This window comes from Verrucomicrobiota bacterium, assembly GCA_037139415.1.
In the GTDB taxonomy this organism is placed as follows: domain Bacteria; phylum Verrucomicrobiota; class Verrucomicrobiia; order Limisphaerales; family Fontisphaeraceae; genus JBAXGN01.
Genome location: JBAXGN010000010.1, coordinates 51,482 through 71,115, shown reverse-complemented (window position 1 = coordinate 71,115; position 19,634 = coordinate 51,482). Strand labels below are relative to the sequence as shown.

At 57.7% G+C, this 19,634-nt stretch carries 12 protein-coding genes; 3 read left to right on the top strand and 9 right to left on the bottom strand.

Annotation, left to right across the window (positions count from 1 at the left end; translation table 11 throughout):
* Positions 1-308: 308 nt before the first annotated feature.
* The 5 genes from WCO56_03220 to WCO56_03200 all read right to left on the bottom strand — a co-directional run bounded on the left by WCO56_03220 (position 309) and on the right by WCO56_03200 (position 7,268).
* On the bottom strand, positions 309-752 hold the full coding sequence (locus WCO56_03220; protein MEI7728549.1) for a hypothetical protein: 444 nt from the start codon (positions 750-752) through the stop codon (positions 309-311).
* A gap of 756 nt (positions 753-1,508) precedes the next feature.
* Positions 1,509-3,275, bottom strand: coding sequence for a hypothetical protein (locus tag WCO56_03215; protein ID MEI7728548.1), 1,767 nt, complete (start codon positions 3,273-3,275; stop codon positions 1,509-1,511).
* A 74-nt stretch (positions 3,276-3,349) separates the two neighbouring features.
* Positions 3,350-4,654, bottom strand: a complete 1,305-nt coding sequence (locus tag WCO56_03210; protein ID MEI7728547.1) for a class II aldolase/adducin family protein — start codon at positions 4,652-4,654, stop codon at positions 3,350-3,352.
* 78 nt (positions 4,655-4,732) lie between these two features.
* Positions 4,733-5,938 (bottom strand): L-rhamnose/proton symporter RhaT, encoded by a 1,206-nt coding sequence (rhaT, locus tag WCO56_03205; protein ID MEI7728546.1) that lies wholly within the window; start codon positions 5,936-5,938, stop codon positions 4,733-4,735.
* A 61-nt stretch (positions 5,939-5,999) separates the two neighbouring features.
* On the bottom strand, positions 6,000-7,268 hold the full coding sequence (locus WCO56_03200) for an L-rhamnose isomerase (protein ID MEI7728545.1): 1,269 nt from the start codon (positions 7,266-7,268) through the stop codon (positions 6,000-6,002).
* 125 nt (positions 7,269-7,393) lie between these two features.
* On the opposite strand from WCO56_03200, the gene WCO56_03195 reads away from it, so the two are divergent.
* The gene (locus tag WCO56_03195) at positions 7,394-8,266 is read left to right on the top strand and encodes a helix-turn-helix domain-containing protein (protein ID MEI7728544.1); all 873 of its coding nucleotides are present in this window, start codon (positions 7,394-7,396) and stop codon (positions 8,264-8,266) included.
* A 46-nt stretch (positions 8,267-8,312) separates the two neighbouring features.
* Here the strand turns inward: WCO56_03195 and WCO56_03190 are convergent, their stop codons facing one another.
* Complete coding sequence (locus WCO56_03190) at positions 8,313-9,203, bottom strand: type II secretion system protein (protein ID MEI7728543.1); 891 nt, start codon at positions 9,201-9,203, stop codon at positions 8,313-8,315.
* Positions 9,204-9,217: 14 nt separating this feature from the next.
* Positions 9,218-10,777, bottom strand: a complete 1,560-nt coding sequence (locus tag WCO56_03185; protein ID MEI7728542.1) for a hypothetical protein — start codon at positions 10,775-10,777, stop codon at positions 9,218-9,220.
* 180 nt (positions 10,778-10,957) lie between these two features.
* Here WCO56_03185 and WCO56_03180 point away from each other — a divergent pair, with 180 nt between their 5' ends.
* Together WCO56_03180 and WCO56_03175 are read left to right on the top strand one after the other, a co-directional pair.
* Positions 10,958-15,109 (top strand): DEAD/DEAH box helicase family protein, encoded by a 4,152-nt coding sequence (locus WCO56_03180; protein MEI7728541.1) that lies wholly within the window; start codon positions 10,958-10,960, stop codon positions 15,107-15,109.
* A gap of 14 nt (positions 15,110-15,123) precedes the next feature.
* Positions 15,124-15,336 (top strand): hypothetical protein, encoded by a 213-nt coding sequence (locus WCO56_03175; protein MEI7728540.1) that lies wholly within the window; start codon positions 15,124-15,126, stop codon positions 15,334-15,336.
* Here the strand turns inward: WCO56_03175 and WCO56_03170 are convergent.
* Both WCO56_03170 and WCO56_03165 read right to left on the bottom strand, forming a co-directional pair.
* Positions 15,305-17,986 (bottom strand): sialidase family protein, encoded by a 2,682-nt coding sequence (locus WCO56_03170; protein MEI7728539.1) that lies wholly within the window; start codon positions 17,984-17,986, stop codon positions 15,305-15,307. The genes WCO56_03175 and WCO56_03170 overlap by 32 nt on opposite strands.
* 28 nt (positions 17,987-18,014) lie before the next feature.
* Positions 18,015-19,634 carry a DUF4440 domain-containing protein gene (locus WCO56_03165; protein MEI7728538.1) on the bottom strand — a complete coding sequence of 540 codons (1,620 nt, stop codon included), beginning with the start codon at positions 19,632-19,634 and terminating at the stop codon, positions 18,015-18,017.

Genomic DNA, 19,634 nt, shown 5'->3' with positions numbered 1-19,634 from the left:
AGGGTAAAAACGTCAAAATCGGTAAACTGGCATTCATACTCCGAAGGATTGAAAGATGGTAGCCGGTGTCGTCCGGAGGGGGAAGGGGCTGGACCACCGGTAACCGTTGAAAAAGGGGATGCACCCCGAAGTGGGTGCCAGAAAGGAGGAACGCCCCGACTTTACTTTAATTCCGTGCGTTAAAGTAAACCCTGCCACCCTGCCGGGATGCGATTTGGGCTTGGACGCCGTTCCGGAGGTTATGACTGAGTGTCACCTATTATTGCAGGTCACCAATGGCGGTATTCTCCGTGATTATCGAATTATGTTCAAGGTTCCAGCCATTTGCATTCCTCAATTCTTGGATTCAAACCAAACGGGCGGCGCGCGCACCTGATACCGTTTGAACATTTGCATTCCTCAATTCTTGGATTCAAACCAAACTGGTCAACCGATGCTCTTATGAAAAGCCCATCATCAACGGTTCGATAAACCCCTCCGAGGGCTAGATGCGAGGCAACCCAACGCTTATCAATGTTCGTTACTGTTCGCCAATAAGTCGGAGACAGAACAGGGTACGGTCGTTTCCCATTTTCCTCTCGGGAATACATTCCATGAGAGGTGTATGAAAGATTTCGTAACTGATTATTTACAAACTCGGTGATCTTTACCGCCGCGACATCTTTCGATATCGGTACAGGTTTAGAAGATTGGCAAGCGGTGACGACTGCTGCCATCATTGCGATAAATAAAAGCCAGGGGATGGATTTCATAAACCAACGGCCAGTATTATTGAGACAAAAGTCCCGAATACGGTTTCCAATTTCTCGGCGAACATGTCCTTACCCTACGCGCCAACGGGCCTTTCCGCAAGCTCCCTTATCGCTCTTCAAACCGGTAGTTGAACCGGTTGTTGGGTCCTACGATCTGCATAGCCCATAGATAAGGTACCCCAACCCGAAAACGATAACAGTTGGGCCAGCCAGAAACGGAGTATATAGGCCGGGACGCAGCACTGCAATGGAAGGGGCAGACGGACAATAATAGACCTTAACTTCAGTGCCTTCCTCGAGATATCGGTCATTCCCCAACCAGCCATCAGTCGCAAAACTGTATCGGGAAGACTGATGCCATTGGCCCGCCACTTCATATTTGAATATCCAGTCGGTTACTCGGAAAGGGTTCTCAGTTGGTGCCATGGTCCCATCGGTTGTAAACCCCTGGCTGATGCCTTCCTGCGAGACTGACCCGCAGATGTAACCCACTGTGCTCGGCCAGTGCCGACTCTGCCAAGATAAAACCAATTCCTTCCGGCAGGGGTAAGTTAGACCGGCACCTATGGCAAACAAAATTAATGCGAATATTATCATGCTCCGGTTCCGATTAGCCAACAGTGATAGTTGCGCAAAGATAATATATAGGGAAAGCCAAACTGTCTTTCTCTTCGGCACGGTTTCCCGAACGCAATTTCTAATCTGTCGGCGAACATGTCCTTACCCTACGCGCCAACGGTCATTTCTGCAAGCCACTTATCGCTCTTCAAACCGGTAGTTGAACCGGTTGTTGGGGGCGACGTCGCCTTGGTCCATGAAGTCCACGGCGTTGCCGGATTCGGGGACGTTGTCCGCCCATTTGAAGTCCACCCGCAAGGGGCCTTTCTCCGGTCCCACGGCGAGGGCGGCGCGGGGAATGGCGAGGTGCAGTTCGTTGCCTTTGACGATCAGCTTCACTTCGGCCACGGGCGACCATTTCCAACCGCCCGCGTTGCGCTCCAGCACGGTGGTGCCGGGGTTCTTCACGGTGCGGTTCACGATGAAGTCGTAGCCTTCCCAGCCGTTGCGCGGGTTGCCATCGGTGTTCAGCAGGAGCCACATCCAGTTGGTGCTGGTGAGGGGCGGGGTGATGGGGTCGCGAGTGCGGACGTAGAAGTAAAGGTTGTCCTGGTCGCGGGCGACTTTCATGAGGTCGAAGTCGTTGCGGCCCGAATTGTTCACGTAGGTGAGTTTGCCGCCAAAGGAGGGATGGTTGCGGTGGGCGGTGTCTTCGAGGTCGTCAAGGTAGTCCGGGCCGACGTCCTGCCAGGGGGCAAAGCGATCGGTGATGGGGATGGTCTTGGGGGCGGAGGGCCGGGGCAACGGGCGCGCGCCTTTGTAGCGGCGGATGTTGTCCACCATCTGGTAATAATACAGGTCGGTGTGCCCACCACGCATGGGCTCGACGTCGCGGCTGAATTCCTGGTTGTATTGATCCACGAAGAAGGAGTCGCCCTCCTTGAGCTTCACGCCGAGCATGTGTCCCGCGCCGCCCTTGGGTTCCTTGAGGAAGCGCTGGGCCACCCATTCGTTCCAGCCGGTGATGAACACAAACTCCGGGCTGACTTCCAGGGCGCGCTTCCATTGTTCGGCGAAGCAGAGGCCCTTGAAGGGCTCCGTCTGGCCCGGCGGCGGCTCTTTGCCGTCATGGAAGCTGCGGCCGATGTTGGACACGGGATGCTGGGCGACGCAGACGGTGATCTGCTCGGGCTTGGCGGGGCTGTCGGTCCAGCCGAAGTTCTGCGGGTAATGGTCCAGCCACGGCCATTTGTCCCGGCCATCGCCAAACCACTTCTGGCCCTTGGTCCAGGCCCAGGATTCGCGGATGGAGAAGAAGGATTTGATCTGCGGCGTCATGCCGTCCGGCTTGGCCAGCAGGAGCGGCTTGCCTTTCCAGGAGAACCAGAGGTCCGGGTGCAGGTTCTTGGAGTAGAATTTGTCGTAGAGCTTGGCGATGGTCTTTTCCTCGCTGGAATGGGCGATGAAGGCGATCCTGGGGGTGGCGCGCCCGGTGCGGCGGATCTGGTCATAGACGCGGCAAATGGCGAGGTACACGTCTTCATAGATCAGGGCGTTGGTGACGTCAAAGATGACGACATCCACCCCGGCATCCGTGAGCATCTGGGCGTGCTTGCGGATGACCCACTCATCATCCATGGCGTAGTAACCGAGGTGCGGCTCGCCCCAGTGATGGAAGGCGTGGCGCGGGCCGTACTTGGGATTGGCGGGATTCTCCGCGAGCATTTTGGAAATGTCATAAATGCCGGCGGGCTTCTTCTCCAGCCAGAGGAAGTAAAAGATGCCGACTGTCTTGTTGGCTTTGGGCGCGCCGCAATCCTTGTTGCCCGCGAGCGTACGGCCAATGGCATCCGTGGCCACCCAGGTGTCGCTCATGAGATCACGCACTGGAGCGGCGATGGCGCAATGCGCGGCAATCAGCCCAAGGGCGATGAATAAGGGGAGACGGGGGAGGAAGGGAGGCATGGAGTTTAATCGTTTCGGCGTTCGGCTTTCGGGCTTCTTTCGGATTTCGGTTTTCGGCGTTCGGATTTTCCCCTTCACTTCTTCTTCCTCTTCTCATTCGGGAAGAACGCCGTCAGCAGTTCCTCGATCACCGCCTCCGACATGGGCACCATCGCGCCAATGGGGCGGCTGTTGATCATGGCTTCGGCGGTGGACTCCAACACTTCCAATCGGTCAAACGCATCGAGGATGCTGGTGCCGCAGATGAGCACGCCGTCGTTCTCAAACAACGCCACGGGTTGCGTGGGCGAGACCTGCGCGGCCAGCGCCTTGCCATCCTGGAATTGCAGGCCGGCAGGGAGACGCTTCACATCCCGCAGGAACAGGTAGCTTTCCGGGATGGTGCGCGAGTCCAGCTCGGCGTTGGATACGCTGAAGGCGGTCGCGTTGACGGGATACGCATTGACGATCGCCTGAAACTCGGGGTGGCGGGCGTAAATGGCCAGGTGATTCCGGGTGGCGCTGCTCGGCACGCGGCCTTTCTCGGGCACGCCTTTGCGCACCAGCACAATATCCTCGACCGTGACGGCGCTGCGATCCACCCGGTGCGGCGTGATCAGGAAGGAATCCCGGTCCAGGCGGGCGGAAAACGCGCCTTCGGTGCTGATCATCAGGCGTTGCTGATAGGCGCGATGGACAAATTCACAAATGCCCTTGCGAAGTTCCTTCTCCCGACTGGAGGCCGGGGCCGGGGAGAACTGGCGGGCGCAAGGCTGCACCTGGCTGGGTTGCTGAAGCTGGCGGTTCGTCAGATAACGCACCGGTCCCAGGATGCCCGCTTTGATCACGGTCTTGGCCGTGAACTCCAGCGTCTCGAAACGCTCAAAGGCGTTCTGCAAATCCGTGCCGCCGGTGACCACGCCGTGGTTTTCCAGGATGATGCAATCAAAGCCTTCCTTGAAGCTGGCCGCAATGTTGCGCCCCAGCTTGGTGCTGCCGGGCAGAGCGTATGGCGTAAAGCCGACCTTGCCGCAAATCGTGCGTGATTGGTAAAGCAGCCGCGTGTTGGGCACCTGCCGGCAGATGCTGAAGGCGACCAGCGCCACCGGATGCGCATGGACGATGGCGCGCAGGTCGGGCCGGTCGGCATAGATGGCCTTGTGAAACGGGAACTCGGAGGAAGGCTTGTGCAACCCCTCGACTTTGCCATCGGCATGGACGCAGACAATATCTTCGCGCCGGAGATTCCCCTTATCAATGCGCGCCGGGGTGATCCAGATGTCGCCGTTGGGCTCGCGAATGGAGAGGTTGCCGCCGGAGGTGGTTGTCATGCGGTAACGGTAGATGCGCTCCATGGTGCGCATGATTTCGTCCCGCGGATGTATCAATGTTCGACGCATAAAGTAATGACAGAGTTCCAGCCACCCATCAGGTTGGCCTTCGTTCAACCATCCGAACCATAGCGCGGCAACCGCCGGTTATTTGCCCGATTGCTGGACCTTCTGCGGCGCCGGGGCGGAAGACTCGGCCTTGAGCTTGGTGCCGTACCCGATGATCATCGTGGACAGGATCAGGGTCAGGATGCCGGCCGCAATCAGGGAGTGGGCTTTCTTGCTGGAGCCTTTCCACTCGTGCAGGAACCAGCCCCACATCGTGCTGAAGATGATGATGCTGGCCATGTGGAGGGTCCAACTGGCAAAGCCGAACTTACCCATCTGGGTTTCACCCATCGTGTAGAAAAAGAATTGGAAATACCAGGTGGTGCCCGCCAGCGCGGAGAACAGGTAGTTCGGAAGCACCGGGACTTTCAAGTCCGTGGGTGCAGTCGCATTCGCCGCCACCGCGCCGTGCTCGCTGCCGGTTGAACCGCCATGGTTGGCATGTTCCACTTTCACCGTGCCGCTGAAATACTGATAACCCGTGCCGTTCTTAATGTTCAGGATCACGCACCAGATGAAGTTGGTGGTAAACCCGCCGAGCAGCACCACCACCAGCTTGGGCAGCCCGGACCAGATGACCGTCGTGCCCGCCGCCTTGGAGGCTTCACCAATCGGGTTACCCGCCGTCAGCGCGAATGCGAAGCACGCGCTCATGATACCCGAGAAGGTCGCTACCACGATGCCTTTGGTGAAACTGAATTCGGCGATGGTCTTTTTCTTTTCGGCGTCCGGCATCTCCTTTTCTTTGGTCAGACCGGCCAGGGCGGCAATGGCAATACCCACCATGCAAACCGCCACGCCACCGAGCGTCACCAAGCCCGGCGATGAACTCAGGATGTCGCCCAGGCTGCTTTCCACCGGCACCGAGGGGAACAGGCTCTTGGCGATGGGCGGCACCATGGTGCCGAACGCCGCACAATAGCCCAACGCCACGCCCATCCCCAGCGACATGCCCAGGTAACGCATGGTCAGGCCGAACGTCAGGCCGCCAAAGCCCCACAGGGCGCCGAAGAAATACGTCCACCAAAGCGTGGCAGCGGATTGCTGCTTCAGCACGCCGATCAGGTCATTGGTCATCACCGAAGCGAGCAGCGTCGGGCAGATGATCCAGGAGAAGAAGCCGCCCACCAGCCAGTAGGTTTCCCAGGACCATTTCTTTACGCCCTTATACGGCACATAAAAACTGCCGGAGGCCAGGCCGCCCAGCCAGTGGAACACAACGCCAAGTAATGGATTCGGTGTCATAAAAGTGCTTCAGTATTTGCCGGATTGGAATTGGAAACAAGGATTTCGGTAATAAAAATCATTAGCGTTTCGCAAGCACATCCCGCTCGTATTGCTTCACCTCGGCCAGCCAATCCATGCCCACCGGCACGTTTTGCGTCAGGCAGTGGTAATCCCATACGGCGGCGAACGGCAGCGTCTTGGCTTCCTCCATCAGCGCCAGGCGCGAGGTGTAATCGCCCGCCGCTTCCAACTGCTGCATCTGGGCGTAAGGTTCCACCATCGCGCAGAGCAGGGCGCGGATCATGTTGCGCGCGCCGATCGTCCAGGCGGCCAGGCGGTTGATGCTGGCATCGAAGAAGTCCAGACCGATGTGCGTGCGGGCAAGGTAATCGCCGCGCACCAATTCCTGGGCGATGCCCAGCAGCGCGTCGTCCAGAATGACCACGTGATCGCTGTCCCAGCGGACACCGCGGCTGACGTGCAGCAGGATTTCCTTCACGAAACACATCACCGAGGAAATCTTGTCAGCCATGTTCTCCGTGGGGTGATAATGCCCGGCGTCCAGGCAGACCAGCTTGTTGTTCTTCACCGCGTAGCCCAGGTAAAATTCATGCATGCCCACCGTGTAGCTTTCCGCACCGATGCCGAATAGTTTGCCTTCGATGGCGTCCAGGTTCAGCTTCGGGCTGATGGGCTTCTTGAAGATGGCATCCAGCGATTGCGCCAGGCGTTCGCGCGGCCCGCGCCGATCCGCCGGCACATCCTTCATGCCGTCCGGGATCCACACATTGGTCACGCAGGGGTTGTTCAGCGCTTTACCGAAGGCGGCGCCAATTTCACGGGACAGGATGCAATGTTCGATCCAGAACTGGCGAATGGCCTTGTCCTGGTGGGATAGCGTAAAGCCGGAGGCGGCCTTGGGATGCGCGAAACAGGTGGGATTGAAATCCAGGCCGATGCCGAGCGATTTGGCCCAAGCGATCCAGTTCTGGAAATGTTCCGGCGCAACCTCATTGCGATCCACCTTCTTGCCGCCGAACTCGCCGTAGAACGCGTGCAAATTGAAACGGTGTTTTCCGGGGATCAGGGAGAGCGCCTTGGCCGCGTCGCCGCGCAGTTCGTCTGGAGTGCGGGCTTTGCCGGGGTAATTGCCGGTGACCGCCAGGCCGCCGCCGAGGGCGCCGCCGAAGTTTTCAAATCCCCCCACGTCATCGCCCTGCCAGCAGTGCAGGGAGACGGGCACTTGGACCAGCCGTTTCAACACGGCATCGGTGTCCACGCCATACGTTGCATACCGTTCTTTGGCCAGCTTGTAAGCGGCTTCGATGGATTTGTTTTTCGTTGCCATAAGCACAATTATTCTACGTGTTCTATTTGATATTCAGCAGGCATAGGGTAGGCATTTCAAGTTGCGGAAGCCTTGACTATCGCGCCAAAGTTTAGCATAAAAGTGCCACACAGTGAATCCGAAGCATGAGCCATAAGAAGCTAAAGACCAATGAGTGGTTCCACCAGGACGGTTTCCCGATCGCCGTCGAGCGGCGGGAACCTCAGGCGCCGTTCGGCATGCACGCCCATGAGTTTTCGGAGCTGGTCCTCATCACCAGCGGCAGCGGATGGCACGTGACCACCAAGGAATCCTGGCCGCTGAGCGCCGGGGACGTGTTTGTCATTAGCGGGTCACGGCCGCACACGTACGAGCGGATGGATCGTCTTTGTCTGGTCAATGTCTTGTTCCAGCCCGATAAGCTGAACCTGGCGCTCTTTGATCTTCCAACGCTGGCGGGGTATCATGCGTTGTTCACCTTGGAACCGGCGTGGCGTCGCCGTCACCAGTTTAAAAGCCGGTTGCACCTTTCCCCGCCGGAATTGCGCACCGTGCTGGGCTATCTGGAACAACTCGAAACGGAATTAAAGCACCGTGCACCGGGATTTGCCTTTCTATCCATGGCCAACTTCATGCAGATCATCGGGTATTTATCCCGCTGCTATCACCGGGCCTGGAATCCGGATTCGCGGGCATTGTTGCGCATCGCCGAGGCCATCTCTCATCTGGAAACGCACTACCGGGAACCCATTGAGCTGCCGCTTTTGGCCGCTACCGCGCACATGTCCCGCCGGAGTTTCATGCGGGCCTTTCAGGCAGCGACCGGAAACTCCCCCATTGCGTACCTGATCCAACTGCGGATCAATCGGGCGGCGAATCTGTTGCGCCAAACCGATGAACCGGTCACCGAGATTGCCTTCCAGGTGGGGTTCAACGACAGCAACTACTTCACCCGCCAATTCCGCAGCCAGATGGGCGTCTCACCCAGAGTGTACCGCCAGCAACAACCGGCGAAATGAATAGCCTCGTCCGCCTGTCTGCCAACTCTTCGAGGCACCACTTAGGTTATTTCCGGCGCGTGGCATGCGCTTGGAACCAGAGAATGTCTTTGTTGTTTGGGGATGGAAAAACGTCTGGAATCAAACCACCCTCGATCAAACGCGGCATCGTGCGGTCATCCTGCCAGCGCTTAATCTCCGAATGTCCGTCCGCAAAGGAAAGACCGCCGGCGCGTCCGTGATAGCTGCCGGGCAGATCATAAAAACTGATCTTTTGCGGTTGGTCTGGATAACCTCGCATGTCGGTGGCAAAGTTGCCCCAATCGATGCTGTCTTCCCGCATGTCTAAAAACAGGAAGATTTGAGAAGGTCCCGGGTCCTGCAATTCTGACATTTTCAAATAGACGCGCCAGGGGTTGCCACCCAAGGTGCGAAAGTCTCCCCCAGAGAGTCCACCGTCATAACCGGCAAAACCACCCATCCACATGTTCATCGACATGCTGCGTACCCGCGCCAGGGCGGTTCCGTTGACCGTCACGGTGGATCGGTCGGCTGGGCACTTCCAGAGCGTAGCAGAATTGCCGCAAAAAGGCCAGAGCGGGCTTTTCATGATGTCCTGGGTCACGTCCCAGTTGGAACGGTTATTTGGATCAAAATCCAGGTCGCCGGTCACCCAGGCGTACCGATTCAATTGCGGGAGGCTGGGATTACGACTGGCGAAGGGCATCTGGTCCTCGTTATCGTCCACGTACATGCGCCACGCCATAGTGAGCTGCCGGTGATTGTTCATGCACTGAATGCCCTGGGCTTTGAGTTTGCTCCAGCCAAGGGCCGGCAGCAGCAACGCGCTCAGGATGCCAATAATGGCGACCACCACCAGCAATTCAACCAAGGTGAAGGCACGTCGACGATTTTGCCGCGCCGAACCATCCTTCCACGTGGTCGTGCTGGAGATCATGCTTGATGTTTTCTTTATTTCGCGGCTGCCGGTGCGTGTTTTTTTGCTTCGTCGGCCATTTTCTGGAATTCAGCCTCCCCGCCAAAGTATTCGTAATTGACGTTGTCACCCATCAGTTTCAACTGCTCCTGCAGGACGTCCCATTGCTGGCACCACCAGGCATAGCGGGCGTAGTTGTGCCGCCAACTGGTGGCGTTGGGATTCCGGGCGAAGAACTTGTCGAAGGCGGTGCGGATGTCGGGCCAAACCTCAGGTTGTTGCCAATAACTGAGGTCTTTCGGGCCATCGAAGCGGTAATAGAGTTCATGCGCATCCGACAGGGTCAGGGGCACGGTTCCGCCCCATTTCTCGGAGGTGGCGCATTCGCGTCCGAACGCCAGCATCATTTCGCGGGAGCCATACCAACGCGGGAGCAAAAAGTAGAGGAGATTGTTGCAGGCTGTGTAGTTGTTGGGATCGGCGTCCATCGCTTTCTCAAACCACTGCCGCATCTCTGGGTACCCTTTGCCTTGGCCGGAGACCACCTTGATCATCGTAGCGGGAATGCGCCCTTCCTTGGGGTTCAGGGCGGCGCCTTTCAATAGCAGTTTCTCGGAGGTCGCCAGACGTTCGGCGAATAGCTTCCATTGTTCCGGTGTGACTTTGTCGGCCATCTTGCTGGAGCGTCCGTCCCACGCATATTCCACGTAGAATTCACCTTCAAGCAAATAGGTCAGCGCGGCCTTTGGCCAGCGTTTTTCCAGCAGCGCAGCCATTTCATCGTAGGCCTGCTTCTTCTGATCGGCCCGGACCCGCTCGATCAGGCTCAGGAACCGGTGTCCGGCCTCGTCCACCTCAATCGGGGGTATGGACTTGTCAGCCAGCGCGGCTACCAGGTGCTGTTGGGCGATCCGAATGTGATCGCCCCACTGGGGCGGAAGGGGTTTGAGGTGGTCATAAATCTCCTTGGCCTGTGCGTGGACATAAAATTTGCGAATCTCAGGGTAGGAACTGCTCTCGAGCCCGTTCACAATCTCCTCCCAAATCTCCGCCATCTGCTCTGGGGTCTTCCGGCTTGCGTCCAGAACGAAGCGGCCATGCAGGTACTTAATCAGGGGGTCATTGCAGCCAGCGTTGACCGCCATGCTCGTATAATTACGGATTTGGGTCGGGAACCCTTCCACGTTGGGTCCATACGCCCGCACCTGTGCAAAATGTTTGAGTGCGGTTCGGGCCGCCGAATCCCATTTCGGGCTTTTTAAGCCGACCTTTTCGTAAGCCCCGACGAGGGTTTCCATGTTCCAATCCAGGTGGGCGTCGGCCACCTTTTGTTGCTGCGGCGAGGGCGTGGGCAGGTCCAACTGCGATTGGGCGAGCTTGACGTCTTTGGCCTCCTGGTGCGAGGGCTTGCAGGCGGTGGTTAGGAACAGCCCGGCCAAGGCGACAGCAAGGCCAAGGCTGCCAGCTTGGGCAAACCTGCTTGGTTGCAAACTGAAATGATAAGCAATGACTTTCCCGCGTGCTCCATGATTTTCACTTGTCGCGCGGCGATAAGGGAGCATGGCATTTGGCTCGCCATCATGTCTTGTGCTCATGTATGGGAGCTTACGCCTTTATTGTTACGGGGCAAGCACGAATTCCGGAGTGCGATTCTGGCATTTCCTAAAGTGCGCAGCCGCTCGACGTCAGTCGGCGCTGATATTCTGCCTGCAAATACCGTGAGCAGCTTTGGCTTCCTATTTCAACCGTTACCGGTTAAAGTCCGGCTGCCCTGAATGATGAATGCTGAAACAACTCGGTCAGTATCTGGCGCGCTCCGGAGCTGTGCTTCCTGGGCGGACGTCGAGCGCTGTTGTCGTCAGCTCACCGAACAACAGAAGGGCGACCTGTTCGAGCAACTCGTCAAAGCCTACCTCCTGCTGGAGCCGGAATATGCGAGCAAGCTCCGGCACGTCTGGCTGCAACGGGACGTGCCATCCGCCGTGCGAGAAAAGCTCAAGCTCCCCGCCACCGATCAGGGCATTGATCTCGTGGCCGAGACCCGGGATGGCGAGTTCTGGGCTGTCCAATGCAAGTTTCGTCAGCCAACCGATCGCTCCCTGGCCTGGCGCGAAATCTCCACCTTCACCGGCCTCGCCTTTGGTGTGTGTCGCGGCTTCTCGTTTGGCATTATCTGCTCCACTACCGAGCGCATCACACACGTGCTCAAGGATCAGGAGCGCATCGGGTTCTGCGCGCTCGATGTGTGGCAGGGGCTTGACGCCGAATTCTTCGCCCGCTTGCGGGCTCACCTTGCTCATCAATCCGAATCGCTGGCCCCCTTGAAACCGCGTCCGCATCAAAAGGGTGCGGTCAAGGACGGGTACCATCACTTTGTCGTCAAAAAGGCGAAGCGCGGCAAGCTCATCATGCCGTGCGGCAGCGGCAAGAGCCTAACCGCCTATTGGATTGCGGATCAGCTCCAGGCCCGACGTATCGTCATTGCCGTGCCCAGCCTCGCCCTCATCCGGCAGACCCTCAAGGTGTGGCTGCGCGAAACCCTGGCCAACGGCCGGGCCGTGGAGTGGATTTGCGTGTGCAGCGATGAATCCGCCGGTCGCATCGAGCGTGATGACGTCGCCGTGCTGCGGCAGGATCTCGGCGTTCCTTGCCTCACGGCCCCGGAGGATATTGCCGCGTGGCTGAAACGAAAGCACCACGGGTGGACGGTCGTCTTCACCACCTACCAGAGCGGCGAGGCCCTCGCCCGGGCGGCGCGCTCCGCCAAATTCCGCTTTGACCTCGGTATCATGGATGAGGCACACAAGACCGTGGGTGCCGCGGACAAGCTGTTCTCCCACCTGCTGCACGATGCGAACCTGCCCATCCGCCGCCGCCTGTTCATGACCGCCACCGAGCGGCGCTACGTGGGCCAGAGCGACGCGGTGTTGAGCATGGATAACCCCGCCATCTACGGTGAGACCTTCCATCTGCTCTCCTTCAAGCGGGCGCTGGAATATGCCCCGCCCATCCTCAGTGATTACAAGATCATCAGCATCTGCGTCTCCCGCGATGAGGTCGCGGAACTGATCCGGAAAAATGTCTTTGTCAAACCGGACCAGGGACGGTGGAGCCGGGAGATCGAGGCCGATATGCTCGCCTCCCTCATCGCGCTGCGCAAGGCGATGGTCCGGCATCCCATCCGCCATGCGGTGTCGTTCCACGGCAGCATCCAGCGGGCGGAACTGTTCAAGGCCCATAACGAGGCCTTCACCCGCGCGTTCCCCAGGTATGGTGGCCTGGAAACGTTCCATGTCTCCGGGCGCACCCCTACCGGCACCCGTGCCCGCATCATTGGCGATTTTGCGCAGGCCAGGCGCGGCCTGGTTACCAATGCCCGGTGCCTTACCGAGGGCGTGGATGTGCCGGGCATTGATTGCGTGCTGTTTGCCGATCCGCGCCGGAGCGCGGTGGACATCGTCCAGGCTGTGGGCCGCGCCCTGCGTCCGAGTCCTGGCAAAAAACTGGGCTATGTCATCGTGCCGATCCTTCACGATGCGGACGCCCTGCCGGAGGACATCTTCGAGTCAGACTCGTTTCAGGAAGTGCTCACCACCCTCCGCGCCCTGGCCGCCAACGACGACCGCATCATCGAATATTTCCGTGGCGTCTCCCAAGGTCGGCAACGCACCAGTGGCGGCAGCGTCGAGTTCGACGTGGGCGAACGTCTCGCCAAACGGATTAACCTCGCCCAGTTCGTTCGCGAAATTGATCTCAAGTGCTGGAATCGCCTAGCTAAATTGTCGTGGCGCCCGTTTGAAGAAGCGCGTGAGTTTGCCAGGTCACTTCAACTTAACAATCGGATCGAATGGAATACCTTTTGTAAGGGTAAAATGCTGCGGCTAGGGTATTTGCCTGTAGATATACCACAAAAACCTGAGAGGATTTATGCAGATAAAGGTTGGAAAGGCGTAGGCGATTGGTTGGGGACTGGAAGAATTGCCAATCAACTCAAGACATACCGTCCGTTCAGCGCTGCGCGCGCATTTGTTCATACCCTCAAACTTAGAAGTCGAGATGAATGGATTGCATATTGCGGTGGAAGGATGTGCCACCTTGGCCGGATGCCAGCTGATATCCCGTTACATCCCAATCTGTCTTATGCTAGCGTAGGTTGGAAAGGCATGGGTGATTGGCTAGGAACAGGCACAGTTGCGACACGCCTTAGAGAATTTCGTCCATTCCATATGGCGCGTGCATTTGCTCGCAGGCTGAAATTAAATAACCGAGATGAATGGTCCAATTTTTGTAAAGGTGGGATGCCAAAGCTGGGGCAGTTACCTAAAGATATTCCCGCCAGTCCGGAGAGAACATATGCCGATAAAGGCTGGAAGGGGATGGGCGATTGGCTAGGGACCAGCAGATTAGCAACGAATTTCAGAACATACCGTCCATTCTACAAGGCGCGTGAGTTTGCTCGCAAACTGAAATTGAAGAGTGGAACGGAGTGGTTTGCTTTCTGCAAAGGAGAGTTGCCAAAATTAGGGCGACTGCCTGCAGATATTCCAGTTTCCCCTAAAAACACATACATAGGCAAGGGCTGGAAGGGCATGGGCGATTGGTTGGGAACCGGCACGGTTGCGCCAAGCCTGAGACAGTTCCGTCCGTTTCGGGAAGCCCGGTCATTTGCCCGTAAGCTTGGTCTCAAAAGTAGCTCCGAATGGCGTGCTTTCTGTAAAGGTGAAATACCGCAGCTAGGACGACGACCCAACGATATTCCGGCAAAACCATATAGGACTTACTCCAGCAAAGGATGGCAAGGAATGGGGGATTGGATTGGAACCAAGAGAGTGGCAGACCAACTAAAAAAATATCGTGTATTCAGAGAAGCGCGGATTTTTGTCCGTAAACTTAAACTTAAAAATCGAGATGAATGGTCTACCTTTTGTAAAGGCCATCTGCCTCATCTTGAAAAGTTACCATCTGACATTCCGGCTGGACCCGCACGGACTTATGCTGACAAAGGCTGGAAAGGTATGGGGGATTGGTTGGGGACAGGTACTGTTGCGAATCAGCTAAAGCAGTTTCGCCCGTTTCCCCAAGCTCGTTCTTTTGTTCGCAAGCTCAAGCTCAAGAGTAAAACTGAATGGCAAGACTTTTGTAAGGGAAAAATGCATCATTTGGGGCGACTACCCAAGGATATCCCGGCCAACCCCAGCCATACTTTCGCTAAAAAAGGTTGGAGGGGTTACGGCGACTGGCTAGGAACTGGCAACGTAGCAAACTTCTTAAAGGAATATCGCTCTTTTCATAACGCGCGAAAATTCACCCGAAATTTAAAGCTTAAGAATCAACTTGAATGGCGAGCTTTTTGTATGGGTAAAATGTGTCATTTGGGGCGACTGCCCAAGGACATTCCGGCTAATCCCAGCGGCACTTACGCTAAAAAAGGTTGGAGAGGTTACGGCGACTGGCTGGGGACAGGTTCGATTTGTCCTCGGCTTAAGCAATATCGTCCGTTTGTTTCGGCGCGGTCCTTCGTCCGTAAGCTTAAACTTAAAAACAATACCGAATGGTGTGCCTACTGTAAGGGCGAGGTGCCGCATTTAGGGCAGTTTCCAAAGGATATCCCTGCAACTCCGCAAACTGTGTATTTGGGGAAAGGCTGGAAAGGGTATGGAGATTGGCTGGGAACCGGTACTGTGGCAACTTTCTTGCGGAAATATCGTTCTTTTCACGAGGCACGAGCATTTGTCAGAGATCTCAAACTAAAGAGTCGTACCGAGTGGTTTGCTTTTATCAGGGGCGAGATAACGCAGTTGGGACGATTCCCCATGGATATTCCCACTAACCCAAATAAGACCTACAGTAGCAAAGGCTGGAGAGGAATGGGGGATTGGTTAGGAACCGGAAGAACCCACCGCGTCAAGGCATCAAAGCCTAAGTGATTTCAAAAATGAATATGCGGATCATCTATTGTTTGCTGTTTGCGATGACGTTGGCGGGCGCCGGTTTTGCCGCTGCGGCCGCCACGGTTTTTCAGGCGGAAGGGGCCGCTCTCAACCTGACCCGCGTCGAAGTCGTCGCTCAGACCACCTTCCAAGGTGTTAAGGGTGTTGCATTCATATCCGGGCAGACGACCATCACTTCACCGCCAGCGCGGTCACCGGAATGATGGACAGCGCACAGTCTTCCTTGCCCTGGGTGTAGATGATGTACAGTTTGCCGTCGTGCTCCACGGCCGCCGGATAAGACCATTCGGTGCTGTTGCCCACATGCGTCTTTTTGCCGTCCTGGCTGCCCAGCAGGCGGCGCTTGGGGGACTGCTGGTGGCGGATTTTCCAAATCCGGCAAAGCGTCTGGTCACCGGGGGCGGTCACCGCAATGCTCATCAGGTTGCGACCTTGTTCCAGATTGCCCGTGATGAGGTATTGCTGGCCGGTGCTGAGCCGTCCGCTGAGCGGTTTGCTGGCGGCCAACGGAAAATTACTCTGGCGCAACGGTGTCCAGGTGCGTCCGCAATCCGTGCTGACGGAGGCCGGGGCGGTCTTGGCATCCTTGGGCCGGCAAATGGCCACCAGGGCATTGCCCTGTTCCAGGAAGGTGGTTTCCGGGAACATCAGTTTGATGCTTTCCGGCCGGGGGATTTGCACCACGTCCCATCGCGTGAAATCATCCCCGTAGCTGATCGCGACCGCCGCCTCGTACCAAAGCAGTTCGCCGCCGATGATCCAGTTGCCATCCCGCAGCTTGCGCGGCGGGGTAAACGGAATGAAGCCGGGGATGTGCTGGTTGAGCGGTTGCCAGGTACCGGCGGCTTCGTCCAGGGTGAACAGTTCCGTGCGTGGCTGTTCCTTTTCCCAGCGGGTGAAGAATCCCCAGAGCTTGCCCTGATGCGAATACAGCACGGGATGATTAAAGGACTCGCCCCCGAGCAGCGGCTTCTCCGCCCAGATCTTGGCGGGAGCCCAGGTGAGGCCGCCATCGGTGGAGGTGGTGCCCCGCAGCAGTTCGTCTTTCACGTTGATCTCAAAAAGCCGGTGATTGGCCCAGCCGGCATGCAGAACATTTTTGTGCCAGGCAAGGGCAGGTTCATGCAGGTAGTGGTAGCCGCCTTGGACCGCGCGCTCTACTTGTACATGGGTCACCACGGGCAGATCGGGCATCTCATCGTAAGGCGGGAAGGGCACTTGCGGATCCCACAACTTCAGGGTCTCGGTATCCGCCGCGAGTTCAACCGAAGAGATCCGGCTGAGTTTCGCTTCCTGACCGGGTAGCACCAGGATTCCCCACTTCTCCACATTCAAGGCCTCTTCTTTGACCAGTCGCTTTTGGAAAACCGTGCACACATTTTGTTCCCCATCGAACATCAGGAATTCCGGAAGTTTGACTTTTTCAAAACCGCTCTTCAAAAGCGCCTCCGCCAGGCTGTCTCGCTGCCGTCCGGCCGAAGGGGTGATCAGATAGACCACGCCGGGTTGACGGCAGAGGATGCGCCCGCCCCCGATGTTGAACCGGACAAACTTATTGCCGCGCAGTGCCGCCGGCACTTCCTGAGCCGTGTAATTGCGATCCAGGAAAAGCTTGGCGCCGGGGTTCATCACATCCGCTTCGCCTTCGCCGTACTCGATTTCCGGCGCCGGTCCTTTGAGCAACGGTTTGCCGTCCTCGTTTGCTGCGCGCTTGCCTTGCACGGTGGCGGGGGCATTGGTGCCGGTGGCCTGGTTGATGCGCGCCCGCAAGCGGCCATCGGGCGACACCATTGTTCCCTGGAGCACATCCGCTTCGCGGAACGTGGCCATCAGGATTTCCTTGTCGCGTTGGCGTTCCCAATCGTAGATGACATAGAGGAGTCCATTGCTGGCTTGCACTCCGTCGGGATAGGAGACATTGCGCCGCTCATCCAGCAGCAGACCGCCTTTCCAGGTCTGGCCATCATCTTCCGACAGGAAGGCTTTGAGATGGGAGCGCGTGCGGGCGTTATTGGGGGGATCATGTCGCACCAGCAATAGGTTGCCGCTGCTGAGGCGGCGGATGAAAAAGCGCGTGGTGGGGTGGGGGATCGGGCTGGGAACGACCTCTGGCCAGGTCTTGCCGCCATCCTTGGAAACGCTTTCTCCGATGCCGTAGCGGGTGCGTACAAGCAGCCAGAGGCTTTGGTCGCGCTTTTGCACCAGCATGTGTTCATCGCAGTTGCGGTCTTTCCTATCCGGGATGTTGGCGGCGCCGATTTGCGTGTAGGTCTTCCCTTGGTCCACCGTGGCCATGACGTGCGCGCTATCGTTGCTGAACCAGACCGCCGCCGGCGCCAGCCAGCGCCCGTCTGCCGCAACTGTCGGCTTGTTCATCATGATGCCCTCAAAAAACCGGCGCGGTGCCGACCACGTCGCTTTGGCATTGCCCGATTCAGTGGTGGTGATCGCCATGCAATCGGCCGGCCGGCTGTCCGGCCGCTGCGCCCAGAAGAGCCAGAGCTTGCCGGCGGGGTCGTGCCAGAGGCAGGGGTCGAACGCGCGCACCGGCCCGTCGCGGTCGGGATCCAGGATCAGCGCCCGTTGCCAGGTACGGCCGTCGTCGCCACTGGTATCGAGTATGATGTAGTTGTTTTTGTCTTCGGTGATGCCGCCGCCGTACCACGCCGCCCAGAGCCGGCCATTGGGTGCGCGTTCGATGGCCGGGATCCCTTGGAACATGCGCACCTCATCGGCGTATTCCGGGCCGGGCGTGGCATTGAGCGGTGGAATAACCGGCTCACTGGCGGCGCTGAACGCGGCGGTTGCCGTCACCAGCCAGCACATGAGGGGAGCGATCATTTTGCCTTTCATAGCTATGATGGGTTCTGTGGTTATAAAATTATTCCAGTTTTCCAAACATGATACGTTCCTTCCGGCTTGAATCAGTGTCGCCCTGTGTCACCGCGAGCCAGATACTGCCGTGATGCTCGTGGAAGGTGGGATATTGGAAGGATTTCCCGGTCTCGAAACGATACTTGCGCTCCCACGTCTTGCCATCTCTGGAGATGTCCAGGTTGAACACGCTGCGCCCGACGCCGTTGATCCGGGTGGACTCCTGCCAGCCGAGGTAATAAACGCCGCGAAATTTATCGAAGGTGGGCTTGGAACTGCTCCCGTTTGGGACGAAGTCGCGATGCTCCCCGCGCGACCACGTTTTGCCATCCTTGCTCGTGGTGAAGGTGTAATTCCGGTTGCCACCCTCCTGGCGGCAGATGGCCATCCAGGTGCCATCGGGCAGGCGGTTCACCGCTGACTCCGTCAGATTCAAATCAAACGGTTCATTGTAATGCCCGACGATCTCAAACGTGTCGAGCGCCTCGTTGGCCATGGCCAGCGCATTCTGTCCGCCCGGGTAATTGTTGAGTGCCACATAAGTCTTGCCGTCAAAGGTTTTGAATGAGTCAAAGAGGTAAAGACCGAAATCCTTGGCCGGACGCTTGAACCCGTGCGCGGCGGTATCGGCATGAAAATATTGCGGCTGCAGGTCGAACACGCCAGCGTCGGTCTTGAGCTTGGCACGGTGGATTTGTTTTTCAAACTCCATGCGTTCAATATTGAAATCCAGGAACCAGGTCTGCGATTGACGTTTGGTGGGCGCCTCGCTGGCGAAGTAACAGCGCACGGTCCTGGCATCCTTCTGGATGATGCGCGGAACAAAACAGGCGCCGGTCGGCAGCGTTTCGTTCTCAAAGGCCTGCCCGCTTTTGGCAAAGGGGAGAGTCTTCACCACCGCCAGTGTCTTGAGGTCCACAATGGACAGCGCCGAATAGATGATTGGCCAGCCCGCACTTTCACTCGCCTTCTCATCGTTGACCTCTGCGACGATATATGCCCGATCGCCGACGCAGGCAAATTCCGCATCATGTGCACCCTTCACTTCCGGCGCGGTGACCTTGAAGAGGCCGGCCAGCACGCGGTCTGCCGCTTGCTTGGGATTCAAAGCCTGCCCGGCAAGGGCTCCCGCGCCATGGTCTTGAATTGCTTTTGGCGCCTCCTGGGCCGGGTTTGAAACCGTGTCCTCCGTCGGCGCTGGTATTTTGCTGGATTGCCACGCGAGAAACCGCCACTGCCCTTGTTCGAATCGCCAGACGCTCAGGAAACTTAACAGCACATCCGCAGTGCCTTTGGCGTTGGTTGTTTTAAAGTTGGCGCGCCCCGCCATGAGCGCGATGCCGGGTGCCGGGATGGTGAAATTCCGCTCCTCATAGCGGATGACCTCGTATTTGGTGCGTCCGCTCACAATGGTCTCCGTGAGCGTCGCCTTTGTATCAACCATGCCGGTGGAATGCGCATAGCGCAGGTCATCAGAAAAAAGCGCAGTGAGCCGTCCGCGGTCCGCTGTGAGGGTGGCGGCCACGCGTTCATCATCCGCCGCACGCACGGCCGAAATTTGCGGATCATCGGCCGCCAGGAGGGTGATGAGGGTTAGCAAGAGAATCGGGATGAATCGCAGTGTCAT